Origin of the sequence: Roseateles agri (assembly GCF_034043675.1) — a bacterium.
In the GTDB taxonomy this organism is placed as follows: domain Bacteria; phylum Pseudomonadota; class Gammaproteobacteria; order Burkholderiales; family Burkholderiaceae_C; genus KK5.
The window spans coordinates 453,228-466,244 of the sequence record NZ_JAXCLA010000008.1; the positions used below are offsets into that span (position 1 = coordinate 453,228).

At 62.2% G+C, this 13,017-nt stretch carries 14 protein-coding genes and 1 pseudogene; 10 read left to right on the forward strand and 5 right to left on the reverse strand.

Annotated elements, in window-relative coordinates:
• Positions 1–795 precede the first annotated feature (795 nt).
• The 4 genes from SNE35_RS24840 (at position 796) to SNE35_RS24855 (ending at position 2,869) form a co-directional block, all read left to right on the forward strand.
• A complete protein-coding gene (locus SNE35_RS24840; protein WP_320425710.1) occupies positions 796–1,233 on the forward strand; it encodes a hypothetical protein in 438 nt (145 codons plus the stop codon).
• 19 nt (positions 1,234–1,252) lie between these two features.
• Positions 1,253–1,576 carry an SMI1/KNR4 family protein gene (locus SNE35_RS24845; protein ID WP_320425711.1) on the forward strand — a complete coding sequence of 108 codons (324 nt, stop codon included), beginning with the start codon at positions 1,253–1,255 and terminating at the stop codon, positions 1,574–1,576.
• A gap of 114 nt (positions 1,577–1,690) precedes the next feature.
• Complete coding sequence (locus SNE35_RS24850; RefSeq protein WP_320425712.1) at positions 1,691–2,086, forward strand: hypothetical protein; 396 nt, start codon at positions 1,691–1,693, stop codon at positions 2,084–2,086.
• A gap of 522 nt (positions 2,087–2,608) precedes the next feature.
• Positions 2,609–2,869 carry a hypothetical protein gene (locus SNE35_RS24855; RefSeq protein WP_320425713.1) on the forward strand — a complete coding sequence of 87 codons (261 nt, stop codon included), beginning with the start codon at positions 2,609–2,611 and terminating at the stop codon, positions 2,867–2,869.
• A gap of 68 nt (positions 2,870–2,937) precedes the next feature.
• Here SNE35_RS24855 and SNE35_RS24860 read toward each other — a convergent pair.
• Positions 2,938–3,276, reverse strand: a pseudogene (locus SNE35_RS24860) (IS30 family transposase); the annotation flags it as partial.
• A 370-nt stretch (positions 3,277–3,646) separates the two neighbouring features.
• Here SNE35_RS24860 and pdxR point away from each other — a divergent pair.
• From pdxR to SNE35_RS24880, 4 genes are all read left to right on the forward strand, one after another.
• Positions 3,647–5,068 carry a MocR-like pyridoxine biosynthesis transcription factor PdxR gene (pdxR, locus tag SNE35_RS24865; RefSeq protein WP_320425715.1) on the forward strand — a complete coding sequence of 474 codons (1,422 nt, stop codon included), beginning with the start codon at positions 3,647–3,649 and terminating at the stop codon, positions 5,066–5,068.
• A gap of 120 nt (positions 5,069–5,188) precedes the next feature.
• Positions 5,189–5,641 carry a carboxymuconolactone decarboxylase family protein gene (locus tag SNE35_RS24870; protein ID WP_320425716.1) on the forward strand — a complete coding sequence of 151 codons (453 nt, stop codon included), beginning with the start codon at positions 5,189–5,191 and terminating at the stop codon, positions 5,639–5,641.
• Positions 5,642–5,725: 84 nt separating this feature from the next.
• Positions 5,726–6,046, forward strand: a complete 321-nt coding sequence (locus SNE35_RS24875; RefSeq protein WP_320425760.1) for a DMT family transporter — start codon at positions 5,726–5,728, stop codon at positions 6,044–6,046.
• A gap of 307 nt (positions 6,047–6,353) precedes the next feature.
• The gene (locus SNE35_RS24880; RefSeq protein WP_320425717.1) at positions 6,354–7,019 is read left to right on the forward strand and encodes a hypothetical protein; all 666 of its coding nucleotides are present in this window, start codon (positions 6,354–6,356) and stop codon (positions 7,017–7,019) included.
• A 171-nt stretch (positions 7,020–7,190) separates the two neighbouring features.
• Here the strand turns inward: SNE35_RS24880 and SNE35_RS24885 are convergent, their stop codons facing one another.
• A complete protein-coding gene (locus tag SNE35_RS24885) occupies positions 7,191–8,123 on the reverse strand; it encodes a LysR family transcriptional regulator (RefSeq protein ID WP_320425718.1) in 933 nt (310 codons plus the stop codon).
• Positions 8,124–8,223: 100 nt separating this feature from the next.
• Between SNE35_RS24885 and SNE35_RS24890 the strand changes: the two genes are divergently transcribed.
• Together SNE35_RS24890 and SNE35_RS24895 are read left to right on the forward strand one after the other, a co-directional pair.
• Positions 8,224–8,553: a nuclear transport factor 2 family protein gene (locus tag SNE35_RS24890; RefSeq protein ID WP_320425719.1), complete on the forward strand. Its 330-nt coding sequence runs from the start codon at positions 8,224–8,226 to the stop codon at positions 8,551–8,553.
• Complete coding sequence (locus SNE35_RS24895) at positions 8,550–9,332, forward strand: SDR family oxidoreductase (protein WP_320425720.1); 783 nt, start codon at positions 8,550–8,552, stop codon at positions 9,330–9,332. Before SNE35_RS24890 ends, SNE35_RS24895 begins: the two co-directional genes overlap by 4 nt.
• 125 nt (positions 9,333–9,457) lie before the next feature.
• Here the strand turns inward: SNE35_RS24895 and SNE35_RS24900 are convergent, their stop codons facing one another.
• From SNE35_RS24900 to SNE35_RS24910, 3 genes are all read right to left on the reverse strand, one after another.
• Positions 9,458–10,384, reverse strand: coding sequence for a PASTA domain-containing protein (locus SNE35_RS24900; RefSeq protein WP_320425721.1), 927 nt, complete (start codon positions 10,382–10,384; stop codon positions 9,458–9,460).
• The gene (locus SNE35_RS24905) at positions 10,360–10,917 is read right to left on the reverse strand and encodes a toll/interleukin-1 receptor domain-containing protein (protein ID WP_320425722.1); all 558 of its coding nucleotides are present in this window, start codon (positions 10,915–10,917) and stop codon (positions 10,360–10,362) included. The genes SNE35_RS24900 and SNE35_RS24905 overlap by 25 nt, the downstream gene beginning before the upstream one ends.
• An 837-nt stretch (positions 10,918–11,754) precedes the next feature.
• The gene (locus SNE35_RS24910) at positions 11,755–12,996 is read right to left on the reverse strand and encodes a sugar ABC transporter permease (RefSeq protein WP_320425723.1); all 1,242 of its coding nucleotides are present in this window, start codon (positions 12,994–12,996) and stop codon (positions 11,755–11,757) included.
• Positions 12,997–13,017 lie beyond the last annotated feature (21 nt).

The following is a 13,017-nucleotide window of genomic DNA, read 5'->3' on the forward strand; positions in this document are numbered from 1 at the left end:
GAGCAATCACCGAGTCGGACTGCTCGCAAGTCAGGCATGCGGATGCTTCCACTGCCTAGCCCTATTTGGCCCAGGCGAGCTCGCTGATTGGGTCGATTGGCCGCCGGGCACTCCTGAAGATCAGGAACTCGACCTTGGCACCACCGCGCTTTGCCCCCGTTGCGGCATCGATTCCGTAATCGGATCCAGTTCTGGCTACTCAATCACTCGCGAATTCCTCGCTGCGATGCAGGCGCATTGGTTCCACTCATGAGCCATCGACCTAACCCTTTGGTCAAGCGGACCTGCGCCAGCTACTCTGGCTGGTCCGCTTACCGCGAACGTTAAGTTGCAGATGCAAACGTTGTGCTGGCTCCTAGTCGTCCCGTTTGGCGCCGCGGGGATGCTTCTCGGCGTTGCCACATCGCTTGCCCTGATGGCAGTCGCTGAGAGCTTTTGTCCGCCTGCGCTGTTCATCTCAGGCAAATGCATGGCTACCTGGTTTCCAGCCGCGGAGTCTGTAGCCATCTGCAGCGGGTCGGCATTGGGCGCCTTCGCAACAGTGGCTTTGCCATCCGCGATCGCACCCACGCGGAAGACTCTTGTCGCAACGGTGGCCCTGCTGGTGGGAGCGCTCCTCGCGGTGCTCGTCTTTGGCACAGGGGCCGGTATGCTGTTGCCACTGATTTTGTCGGTCGCCTCGGGCATTGCGGCGGTGGCAATGGTCTTTGCGCGCAGCCGAGTTCGACTTAACCCCGTGCTGCAGCGGACGGCTTCGCCGCCCGCTGAGCGTTGACGTTAGCCAGCAGAAAAGTCATGTCTCGCAACGCCACCATTCGGGCCGAGTTCCAGCGGTTTGTCGGCGACAAGGAGTACCGACGCTTCTTGGTCGTGGGAGTCAGTTCGCGTCTGCGGTTCTGGCAGGAACGTTTGGTTTCCGCATTTGTTCAATCCGCTGCTGGTCTGTCTGCTACTCCTGAAGAGGTGGTCATCGCCCTGAGGGTCTGTGAAGTCCATGGGGACGAACTCATTGAAGGTTCGGTTCCAGGTGTTGCAGCTGAGATTGACTATGCTCCGTCGGATGAAGCCCGCACAAAATTCCCGAAAGCAGATTCCGATCCGGTTGGCCTTGGATCAGGCGCGGGTGAGAGGGCAGTTCCGGTGTGGTACTGCCCGTCGTGCCGTCGCTTGCGTGAGGCTTGGCTCCAGCGGGCTAACTACTCAATCCAGCGGACCGCCTACGGCGACCGCTGATCTCGGACGTTAGATGTCAATGGCACCCTCCATTCCTTCCGAGTACAAAGCGTACCTCGCTGCGCATGGCGCATTCGAGGGATTCACCATTGGCGACATGCGGCCCGGCTATGTCGCGCTTTGGTCCATGGATGAGGTTCCTAGCAACAACGCAGACATTGAAATCCAAGACTACGCACCTGGATTCCTTGCATTCGCCGGCGACGGCGGCGGTGAAGTGTTGGCGTTTGACGCGGCCGGGGCAATCTTTCTGCTTCCGCTCATCGGCATGGAACCGCAGTACGCCGTCAAGGTGGCAAACTCGTTCGCGGAGTTAGAAGCTCGGTTTGAGCGTGCCATCTAACCCATCGTTCAACCGGACATACTCCGGCGTTCCTGCGCCGGGCTTCATTTCATTTTCGCCCGGCTACGTCACTCTGTCGCATGCCGGTTAACTCAACCGTTAGATTTAACGTCCATGCGTCGATCTTTAGTCACCGTTCTTGCACTCGTTGCTGGCCATGTCTCGGCTGGCGAGCCGCCTGTTCCAAAGGAGTCGCAGGGCTACTGGGTCCCTGCGGGTGCTTCTTGCAAGTCGGAACTCGGCGTCTTTGTCGGAGCAAATTCCGTCGAGTTCCGCAACAAGCAGCAACGCCGGCTGATCAAGACACAGGCCTGCTTCTCCTGTGAGGGCGGTGCGAGGTACTCAGGGATCGTTATTTGGGTCACCGCCAATGCACCCGATAGTGGTGAATTCACGGTCTATCTGAATTCAGAGGAGCGTCAGGGCATGGCGAAGGTTGAGATCGATGATGCCGCAATGCGTTCGGCGTTTCCCCTGGGTGGCATCGCACTCAAGCGCTGTGAAATCTAACTGGTCGCTGAGCCGACGCCCCTCGGCAAGCCTCGGGCTGCGACTCAGCTTCAACGTTAGCCCACGTTGTCATGTCGCCCGCTTTCCATTTCACGTTCGACCCGAGCTGGCGCATGGCACCTGCGGCGTTCTGGGTGCATGTGCCCATGGACGAATCGGGGCACGTCTTCGATCCTCCAGCGCCTGCCGTCACTCCGCACAAGGGCTATCCAGTGCTTCGCGTTCCCTTTGCCGCGTATGAGCTTGTATTCAGCGCTCCCGCTCAACTCGATCATGTGATCGCAGTGCTTTCTTGCAAACCATTACCCACTAGCCGTCAGCTGTCCGCACGTCGGGGCGCCGATGTTGGGCCAAATCAGCATTGGCTGAGTCGCTGCCAGCTACTCTGAAGTCACCTGGGCGGCGTGCAAAGCTTGTTCAGGCGCTCGTGCAGGTTCGGGCGCAGCTTACCGAGCCGTGGGCTAACCTTGCGCTGCAGCGGACGGCTTCGCCGCCCGCTGAGCTTGCACGTTAGGCATCTGCATGCAAGAACTGCGCTCCATTGAGCAGCTAATTTCGGGAGGGCTGCTCGCCGCGGCAACGGAAGAACTGCTGCTGCGCCTCGAACAAGCTCCCGCTGACAAGGAATTGATTCGCGTGTCCAGCAATCTGTCTGCGCGTCTGCGCTCCCGCTGCATGAACCTCGCATGCAACAAGGCCACTGACGGATCACTTGAAGCTATTGAACTCGAAGACCTCCTTCGGCGAGTGATTGCGTTCAACGGTGAAGGGATCTATGGATGATCGAACCTACCTTGGTCGGCTCTTTGAGCTAGACGGCTGCTTGAAGTCAACTTTGAAGTGCAACACCGCTAGGACCGAGCGAAGGTCTCACTCGGGGTTCTAAAGCCCAGTCGGCGCCGCGGCCGACTGTTCAGTGCGTAGGCGATGCATTCGCAGTCATATTGATTGACATTGCGCATGCACATGCCCTTGGGCAAGTACTGCCGAATCAGTCCGTTCGTGTTCTCGTTGGTGCCGCGCTCCCATGAGTGGTACGGTGTCGCGAAATAGAACTTCACTCCGTGCTCTCGCTCGACGCGTTCGTAGTCGTGGAACTCGGTGCCGTTGTCCAGCGTGATCGTTCGCACTCGGCCGCGTAACTGTTGGATGGCCAGGCTGAGCGCTGCTGCAGTTTGTTCCTTGGTGCGTAAGCGTCCTGGCAAGTCATGTTGATCCGCTGAGCCATGCCTAGGATGCTCGTATCCATCAGCGACTGAACTGACCCCAGAAAGTTGGACTCATCCCAGAGACCAACTTGAACAAATACTCCGAGCAGCAAAAGCTGGATGCCGTCGAGAGCTACCGCTCCGGCGAGCTGGGCCTCCGCGCAACGATTCGCCTCGAAAGGCGGGAGCTTTCGCCAGCGAGGCCGCGCGGGCTGAAGCAAAGGTGCAGGATCTTCATGGTGACTCAGTCTCATTGACGGTAGGAGACACAAGTCTAGAAATCGCATGGAATAAACGAAAGATCCATAAATTAAACTTTTGATTGGTCCATGATTTCCGCGGGAGGCTTCCCATGCCAGTCAACGTCCCCAGCCACCTGCTGCCGCTCAACGCTGAAGCGACCGATCCGTTCTACCGGCAGATCTACGATCGCTTCCGCAACGCCATCGCCAACGGGACGCTCAAGCCTGGTGATCGGATTCCATCCGCCCGCGCATTGATGAAGGAGTTGGGACTCGCTCGTGGCACCGTCGAGACGGCCTACTCGCTGCTGGCGGCCGAGGGCTACATCCAGGCGCGAGGACAAGCTGGAACCATCGTCACGCCAGATCTCAAGCCAGCGGCCGCCCTTGAGATGCCGGCGCTGCCTGCCAAGGAGCGCGAAGGCACCCCGAGCTTCCGTCCGGATACGAACTTGCCGTTTCAGATGGGACTGCCAGCGCTCGACGCCTTCCCTCGCAAGATCTGGGCGCGACTGGGGGCGCGCTGCATTCGATCGATGCAGCCTGCAGACATGGCCCATCCCTCGGTGTACGGGCTGCCGGCGCTTCGCGCCGAAATCTCCTCCTACCTGCAGATCTCGCGCGGCGTGGCGTGCAGCCCCCACCAGGTCTTCATCACATCGGGCTATCGGCACACACTTGGGCTGGTTGCGCACGCATTGCTCATGGAGGGGAGTCGCGTCTGGCACGAGAGTCCTGGCTATCCGCCGACACGGGAGATGCTGACGCGTATGGGCATTGAATGCGTGCCGGTGCCGGTGGACCGGGATGGCATTGACGTTGCAGAAGGCCTTCGCCTGGCGGGGCGGGCGAGCGCCGCCGTGGTGACACCCGCGCACCAGAGCCCAACGGGCGTTTCCCTATCCCTGCCGCGCAGATTGGCCTTGCTGGATTGGGCGTCTCGGCAGAAGAGCTGGATCATCGAGGACGACTACGACGGCGAGTACCGCTACGTGAGCCGCCCCTTGCCGGCGTTGAAGAGCCTGGATCGAGATGGGCGCGTGCTGTATGCCGGCACCTTCAGCAAGGTACTTTTTCCCGGAATCCGATTGGCTTATCTCGTGGTGCCGGAGGCATTGGTAGACCACTTCAACGAGGTCAGCCACACCTTCACGGGCGGAAGCCCTCAACTGACGCAGGCCATCCTCACGGCATTCATCGCTGAAGGGCACTTCGCGCGACACATTCAACGCATGCGCAAGCTCTACGCGCAACGCCGCGAGGACGCCGTGGCGGAATTGCAGGCGGTGCTGGGCAAGCACATCCTGATCGACCAGCAGCCAGGGGGAATGCATCTGATCCTGCGCCTGAAAGGGAGACGGTCCGATCGAAAGCTCGTTGCTCGCATGCGTGAAGCTGGCCTGTACGGAGAGGCCCTGTCGGAATGGAGCCCACAGGCGTCAGGCGGTTCGGCCGTTCTCGTGGGCTTCACGAACATCGAGTCACGCGCGGTCGCAGAGCGGCTGGCTCGGCGCCTACTTGAAGTAATTTAGCCGCGCCGCGTGCAGGCCGCGCAACATGGACCAGTCCATATGAACATTCTTGGCTCTTATCGATAGAGCCAAGAAAACGCACCATGAAGTCCTTTCCTCACCACGTACAGAAGGACGATCATGAGCCCCCGCATCAACTACGCCGCCGTCTCGCCTGAAGGCTACAAGGCCTTTGGCAATGTCTACGTCACCGTTCAAAAGAGCGGGCTTCCCAAGGAACTGGTCGACATCGTCTATCTGCGGGTCTCCCAGGTCAACAGCTGCGCCTTCTGCATCGACATGCATTCGCGCGATTTGCTCAAGGGAGGCTTGAGCGTCGAGAAGCTGGTGCTCATCTCCGCTTGGCGTGAGGCCGGTGCTGTATTCAGCACCCGCGAACGGGCCGCGCTGGCCTGGGCGGAGAGCGTCACGAAGGTGGCTGAAACGGGTGTTCCGGATGACGCCTATTCGGCCGCAGCAGCAGAGTTCAACGACAAAGAACTGGCCGATCTGACCTATGCCATCGGGTTGATGAACGCGTTCAACCGCTTTGGGGTGGCGTTCCGTTCCACACCCGTGGCCGCCAAGGTCTGAGTGTCATGGATAGGCGCTGCTGACGAGTGAACCTTGACGCAGCGCCTGTTCCTCGTTCGATATCAACAACTGGACCTGTCACTGATGGCTTGGATTTTCCTAACGACCGCCGGCTTCCTCGAGATCGTCTTCGCCTTTGCAATGAAATCGTCAGATGGATTCACGCGTCCGCTCCCCGCACTCGCTACCGTTGCGAGCGGCTTGACGAGCGTCGTACTTCTTTCTTTCGCTCTGCGATCGCTGCCGATGGGAACGGGTTATGCGGTCTGGACGGGCATCGGCGCTGCAGGGACTGCGATCCTTGGAATCGTCGCGATGGGCGAGTCCGCTGCACCCCTGCGGATCATCTGCATCGCAATGATCCTGTGCGGCGTAATTGGACTGAAGGTGGTGTCCGCGAACTGATTTCCTTGCCCAGTCGAAGGAGTTGGTGACGGCCATCTTCGGTGCTCTGAACTCAGCCATGCCGACGGGTCCTCACAGGCGTACCCACGTTTTGCGTGGATGCGTCTGCGCTCCCTCGAGCCCCAGCGGCAGCTCTCAGGCAACAGATTTTCACGAACCGCCGACTGCACTGGGTCGAAAGCAACTGGCGACTATGGAAATTTCACCCGCCCATGCCGCAAGGGCTGTGCTGGAATGTAGGGCGCGCGGATTCCAGCAAAGTGCATCTCTCGCGCACACTCCAGCTGGATTTGTGACAAGGGCGACCATGTACTGGAAATTGTTTGGCGCATCCGCCACCACAGTTGCCGTATTCCTCACGCAGACTTCGCTCGCCCATGCACAGGCGACGTCGCGATTTTGCTCAGGGCAGGCGGGAGAGACGCCGGGCCCGGCATGCCTTGTCGCCCACCAAGACGTGGGCGCACTGCCCGAGGGGCCGATTTACTGGAGCATCTATACCTTCGCAGATGTGGCGCTGGCCGAGCGCTTCAGACCATCCAAGGGGATCGTCGTTCAAGCTTTCAGCAAGGTATGGCTGTTCAACGTTGGCGGCAAAGGACAAGAGCTCAAAGCTGGGCATCATGTCGCCGACGTTGGACCGCTGCCACTGGATGCGATGCAGGGTAATTTCAGCGTTGAATACTTGAAATCGACTTTTGTGCCCGGTATGACGGCGCCCGTACACGTTCATTCCGGTCCCGAAGCGTTCTATGCGATCAGCGGTGGAAGCTGTCTTGAAACACCGGATGGCGTTCAAGTTGCGCGAGGCGAAGGACATTCATTGCTAGTGCGTCGAGGCCCGCCAATGCTTCTGATGGCAATCGGGTCACAGCCGCGGCAGGGGTTTGCTTTAATCCTGCATAGTGAGGGCAGCCCACCGACAACACTGGTGTCGGACTGGTCTCCCAAAGGACTTTGTCCGACAGAGTGAGGCCTATCCGCGCAGCGCAGGAAAGCGTCGGCCAATCTGAAAATCGCGCGATGTCTCGAGCTGAAACTGACTGCCTCTGAGCAGTTGACCCGCCCATTCAGTCGGCCACATTGAGTCGCGTGCAGCCCCTCACGGAATCCGACGTTGATTCCGGCCACAGGGAACAGAGTCTTAGCCTCGGTTGGCGGCCCGGCGTCTTGGGACAGACGTGTCCCGATCTAGCAAGCAGTCGATGAAGGCTTGCAGCGCCGGCTGCGAATGCCGACGGTTCGGGTAATAGAGAAACAGCCCGGGCTTCGTGATCGACCAATCGGCCAGGACTTGCACCAGCCCTCTGCTGGCGACCGCTTCGCTGACGCCTTCGTGGTCAAAGGCGTAGAGGATGCCGACCCCTTGTAAGGCAGCCTGAAGCCCTAGGTGCGCATGATTGGTCGTGAGCGCGCCTTGCACAGCCATTTCAAGCCGCCTTCCCTTCTTCTCGAACTCCCAACGGTAGGGGCGGCCGTCGGCCTGCAGTCGCCAGTTGATGCAGGCGTGGTGGTGCAAATCGTCCGGTGCGCGTGGCGTGCCTGCCCGTGCAAGGTACTCTGGCGAAGCCGCGGCGAGCATCTTCACGTCCGGCGTCAGGCGCACTGCGATCATGTCCTTCTCTAGCCTTCCGCCTACACGGATGCCGGCGTCAAAGCGGCCGGTCACGATATCGCTCAATGCGTCGTCGACCACGATGTCGAGCAGCACGTCAGGATGTGAGCGGTGGAACCTCGCGAGGCGGGGCGCAATGATCTGCCGAGCGGCCATGCCTAGCGTGTTGATGCGCAGTGTGCCGCCCATCCGGCCCGCCGCAGCACTGGCTTCGGCGACCGCCTCGTCCATGTCGCGGATCAGTGGAGCCATGCGCTCGTGCAGTTGCGCTCCGGCTGCGGTTGGCGCCACGCTGCGCGTCGTGCGATTCAGAAGCCGCACGCCGAGCCGCGCTTCGAGCTGCCGGATGGTCTGACTCAAGGCAGAAGGCGAAAGCCCCAGGAATTCGGCCGCACGCGCGAAGCTGGCGCGATCGACCACAGCGACGAACGCCTTCAGTTCGGCAAAGTCAGAGCCTCTCACTGTGTACTTGAACCTACATAGCTTAGTTTGATTATGGATTATTCACTAATCACGCCCGCGGCGGCATTCTGAGAAGCCTCAGACACCAACCGCTCTCCTCATGGACACTCTTGAGCTCCCCTCCCCCATCGCGGCGTACTTCGCCGCCGACCGACAAAGTGCCGATGCCGTGGCACGTTGCTTCACTACGCAAGGCGTGGTGAAGGACGAAGGCCGCACGCATACGGGCATGGCAGCCATCAAGGCTTGGAAGGCTGCAACGTCCTCCGCCTACGCATACACGAGCGAGCCATTCGCAGCGGAGCAAAAGGATGGCGGCCATCTCGTGACGAGCCTGGTGACCGGCAACTTCCCGGGCAGCCCGATCGAGTTGCACTACGCGTTCCGCCTGGAACGCGGCTTGATCGCATCGCTGGAGATCACGGCATGAGCTTCGATCTTCGATTGGCCGGCCAGCGCGCGCTGGTGACAGGCGGCACCAAGGGCGTGGGCGCAGCTGTCGTGAACGGCTTGCGAGCGGCCGGCGTGCACGTCGTCGCCACCGCACGCTCCCTGCCAGCCCATCCCGTAGAGGGTGTTCGCTACCTCGCCTCTGACCTCTCGACCGCGGAAGGCGTAGCTGCCGTGGCGCAGTCGGTACTCCAGCATGAAGGCGGCGTCGATATCTTGGTGAACGTGCTTGGCGGCTCTAGCGCGCCCGGCGGCGGCTTTGCAGCACTGGACGATGGGGAATGGGCGAAGGAGCTCAACCAGAACCTGATGCCCGCGGTGCGCCTTGACCGCGCGCTCCTACCGGCAATGCTGGCCCGAGGCTCGGGCGTCGTCGTCCACGTCAGCTCCATCCAACGTCTCCTGCCATTGCCCGAATCGACGATTGCCTATGCAGCAGCCAAGGCGGCGCTGTCGACCTACAGCAAGGCGCTTTCGAAGGAGGTCACGCCCAAGGGCATCCGGGTGCTGAGCGTCGCGCCGGGCTGGATTGAAACCGAAGCCGCGGTTGCGCTGGCCGAGCGTCTGGCTCAACAGGCCGGGACGGACTACGAGGGCGGCAAGCGGATCATCATGCAGGCGCTCGGCGGCATTCCTCTGGGCCGGCCGGCCAAGCCGGAGGAAGTCGCCGACCTCATCACGTTCCTCACGTCGCCACGCGCTGGCTCGATTTCAGGGGCCGAGTACTTGATCGATGGCGGCACGGTCCCGACCGTCTAGTCACTTATCGAGCGGCCGCTTTGCGGGAAGGTATTGGGCTGAGCCGCTGGCAACTGTCGATCGGAACCGGGGATATAGCCCCGATCGACATGGATCTCGGGTACGTGGACTAGACATCACGCTACTCAGCGGCCAGCGGCTGAAGAGGCCCGGTCACTGGTTCTCGCCTCAGGCTCTACCGCCCACAACTCATGGTTCTGCAAGATCGCCTGCAGTGAAGCCCTGTCGATTGTGCCGAAGCCATGATCTCCCCAGGCGACGCTCCAACCGTGCGCGAAGCGATACATGCCGCGTGCCGGATCGAATCCGATGAGCGTAATGGCCATGGAGCCTTCCGGCCTGACCTCGCCCGAGATCTTGACGACACCTGTCTTCATTGCAGTTTCGCTGCCCCATTCAGCGCTACTGGTGACAGCGACAAGCACGGGACGGTTGCGCCGAAGTGCGGCGTATACGTCATCCAGACCATCCAGGCGAGTACAGCGCACGGTGTGGCTTGCAGCTGCCTCGTCAAGCTTGTCCCAGGTCTGACCGGCCGGCGGCTTGTGCTCGCCGACAACATAAGGCCATTGCACCAGCGGTGGCGCGCCGTATTGCTCGGCTGTGGCAACCAATGGACTCATGAAGCTGCCCTCCATGGCCCTATCCCTGTCCATCCACTTGGCCCGCTCGTACAGGTAGCGTTCCGACAGCTCGACCTTGCGACCGACAGCTCCAAAGGCCACCTCCATCGCCACCGCGAGGGCCGCGGCGGCGATGGTGCCCTCGCTGCCGATGTCGCGAATTCGAACGTGAGCCGACAAGTCCACCGCTGGCGGGAGCTTGGCAACAACGAGGCGGGCGCGCTCGAAGCGGCTCACGCGCACGCCGGCCTCGGGGCTTTGGTCGATCACATGGCCGGCAGGCACCGTCAGAGACTCCTGCTCGGTGATCTCGGGTACACCGCCAGGCAGCCCTGCAGACTGCGCCACGGCCAGGGATTTGCCTGTCAGGTCCGGCATGCGCACCGGCCAAGCCATCCAGCCGCTCACGGCAAGCACGACGACGAACAAGCCCGCAACGAAAGCGATTCGCCGCGGTCCAATCCGAGCGATGCGGTCGGCCAGCGCCTGCTCGCGTCGGCGCCGTGGCGCCGCCTCCAATCGCCTGATGAGAGCGGCCACGTCGGCCGCCCATTTGCGATCGTCCAGCGTCGTGGCCTGGCGACCCGGCAAGTCCTGCAGGTCTGGCGGCAGTGCACTGGCAGAGGGCAGCGACGCCCCCTGAACAAGCCGGGGATGACGGGCAGGTCACTCGCCAGCGTGGTGGCGATCTCCCGGCGCACCCAGTCGTCATCCAGCAGGATGCGCGGACGACCGGTAGCAGCATCGGCGAGCTGAGTCCAGCTGCGGCCGATGACGACGAGCAGCGCCTCGCAGTCCGCAAGCGCCCGCTCCAGCGCGGCGGCGAAGCCAGTGCCGAGGTCGATGCCGTCGACATCCATGAACACGGCGTCCTCGCCGTAATGGCGCGCCAAATGGTCGTACAGGCGGCCGGCCTGGCCGGCGCTGTCGTCGCGCCGGTAGCTGATGAAGATGCGAGGCATGGCGGCGCAGGCTACCGGAGCGCCGCTGTCTGCGCATCGTTCGTTTTGCGGGTATACGGACGCTACCGCTGCCCGAACGACACATGAAGTGCATTTGGGCGGCTGCTGCCACGAGGCGAGCCCACAAAAGGAGGTCAGCACGCACCAAGCCCGAGTGCCGCTATACGATTTGACTACGCTGCCAGACGCCGCACCTAGCCCTGCGCGGGCAAATGGCCAGTTCCACCTCCATCTAGCAAGCCGCGCTGTAAGTCATTGGGTTGTAGACCTGGTACAGCTCGCGCAGAAGCCGTACGCCGTACTTCCGCACGAATCGATTGGCCTGCCTGTCAAAGCGAAGGTCGGGTCGAGACCTGCCACGCCGACATACAGACATGGCTTGAGGATGTCATGCTACGGATTGACCGCCCAAGTTCAAACGGGCAAGCCGCCGCGTTGCGTCAACCTGGCCCTTAGCGTCATGCGGGAACTGCAGCGAGTTCACATTGGCGCCCGGTGCCGAGACCATCAGCGCGTCGGCCTCGCCCGCCTTCAGAAATTGGCGACAGCGGGCTGGTGGGAGGTGCACCAGTTCTCCAAGCGGCCCACTCGTCTAGACGGCGGCCGAGGCCAGAGCTCAGCCGTGCCGAACCGGTCCGGCTGTTCGGGGATATTGAGGATGAAAGGGGGAACGGACATGTCGGGCACGCAAAGCGTCCAGACCGCATTGCGCCCCTGTGCATCGGCCGCGCCTACGGACCCGATGTGGGCCACCAAGGCGATGAGACTGGATTTCGAGCGCACCATCGCGATCCAGCATACTCGCCCGCGGCAGCCCCCAGGTAGCGCGGCGCCCGATTAAAACGCCTGCTGCCCCGTCGCCTTCTCGATCAACTTGTCGATCGATACGGCGAGGATCAACAGCAGGCCGGTCACGATCAGGCGTATCTCGTTCTCGACGCCCATCAGGTTCAGGCCGTTCTGCACCGTGCCAATGACCAGCGCGCCGAGCAGGGCCGCATGCACCGAGCCCCGGCCGCCGAACAGGCTCACGCCGCCGATCACCGCCGCCGCGATCGATTCGAGCAACAGCGTGCCGCCACCGATGCCGCCGCCGGAGAACACGCCGACGCCGAGAGTCCGTGACGCCGCCAACACACCGGCAATCGCGGCGATGGCTCCGGCAATCGCGAAGGCAGCCATCTTGATCCGGCCCACATTCACGCCCGTGCGGCGCGCCGCCTCGTCGTTGTTGCCCACCGCGTAGAGGTAGAGGCCGAACTGCGTTTCCTTGAGCACATAGCCGGCCAGGCCCAGCATCGCCGCGAAGATCAGCACCAACAGCGGCACACCCTGGTGCGCGTTGAGGATCGCGATCACACCCACACCCAGCACGGTGCCGCCGATCAGCGGTGCGGCCAGGCCCGACATCATTGACACCGGCAGGCCGTTGCGCTGGCGGCGCATCGCGTTCGACACCGTCAGGCCCACGTAGAGCAGCAGGCCAATGAACAGTGCGGCCCAGGCCCAGGGCCCTTCGATGCGGGTCTGCGCGATCTGCTCGACACCGGTGCCCATCAGGCCGTAGCGAGCGGTCGGCGGCAGCAACAGCAGCTGCGCGCCGTTGAGCGCGAGGCCCAGGCCCAGCGTCACGACGAAGGACGGCACGCCGACGTAGGTCATCCAGCGAGCGGACACGCAGCCGATCAGCGCGCCGATGACGATGGCCGCGCCGACCGCCGTCCACGGCGAGAAGCCGAACTCGACGATCAGCTTGGCCATCAGGACTGCCGTCACCCCGTTGATCGCGGCGACCGACAGGTCGATCTCCTTGACCAGCAGCACGAACATCAAGCCCAGCGCCATGATGCCGACGACCGTGCTCTGCAGCAGCAGGTTCGAGAGGTTGCGCGGCGACAGGAACACGTCGCTCTGCACGGCGAAGAAGATCCACAGCGCGACCAGCCCGATGACCACGGGCAAGGCCCGCAGGTCGGTGGACAACAGCTCGCTGAAACTGCGCCGCTTGGGCGCGATGGGATAGGTGCCCGAATCGATGGACGACGCGGGTGAAGTGGTCGAAGCCAGCACTTGTGCCATTTCGTTCTCCTTGGATTGGAC

Coding starts and splice junctions, on each gene's coding strand:
- SNE35_RS24840 (WP_320425710.1), top strand. CDS start 796: ATGTCTCGCAACGCCACCATTCGGGCCGAGTTCCAGCGGTTTGTCGGC.
- SNE35_RS24880 (WP_320425717.1), top strand. CDS start 6,354: ATGTACTGGAAATTGTTTGGCGCATCCGCCACCACAGTTGCCGTATTC.
- SNE35_RS24850 (WP_320425712.1), top strand. CDS start 1,691: ATGCGTCGATCTTTAGTCACCGTTCTTGCACTCGTTGCTGGCCATGTC.
- SNE35_RS24890 (WP_320425719.1), top strand. CDS start 8,224: ATGGACACTCTTGAGCTCCCCTCCCCCATCGCGGCGTACTTCGCCGCC.
- pdxR (WP_320425715.1), top strand. CDS start 3,647: ATGCCAGTCAACGTCCCCAGCCACCTGCTGCCGCTCAACGCTGAAGCG.
- SNE35_RS24870 (WP_320425716.1), top strand. CDS start 5,189: ATGAGCCCCCGCATCAACTACGCCGCCGTCTCGCCTGAAGGCTACAAG.
- SNE35_RS24905 (WP_320425722.1), bottom strand. CDS start 10,917: ATGCCTCGCATCTTCATCAGCTACCGGCGCGACGACAGCGCCGGCCAG.
- SNE35_RS24875 (WP_320425760.1), top strand. CDS start 5,726: ATGGCTTGGATTTTCCTAACGACCGCCGGCTTCCTCGAGATCGTCTTC.
- SNE35_RS24845 (WP_320425711.1), top strand. CDS start 1,253: ATGGCACCCTCCATTCCTTCCGAGTACAAAGCGTACCTCGCTGCGCAT.
- SNE35_RS24895 (WP_320425720.1), top strand. CDS start 8,550: ATGAGCTTCGATCTTCGATTGGCCGGCCAGCGCGCGCTGGTGACAGGC.
- SNE35_RS24855 (WP_320425713.1), top strand. CDS start 2,609: ATGCAAGAACTGCGCTCCATTGAGCAGCTAATTTCGGGAGGGCTGCTC.
- SNE35_RS24910 (WP_320425723.1), bottom strand. CDS start 12,996: ATGGCACAAGTGCTGGCTTCGACCACTTCACCCGCGTCGTCCATCGAT.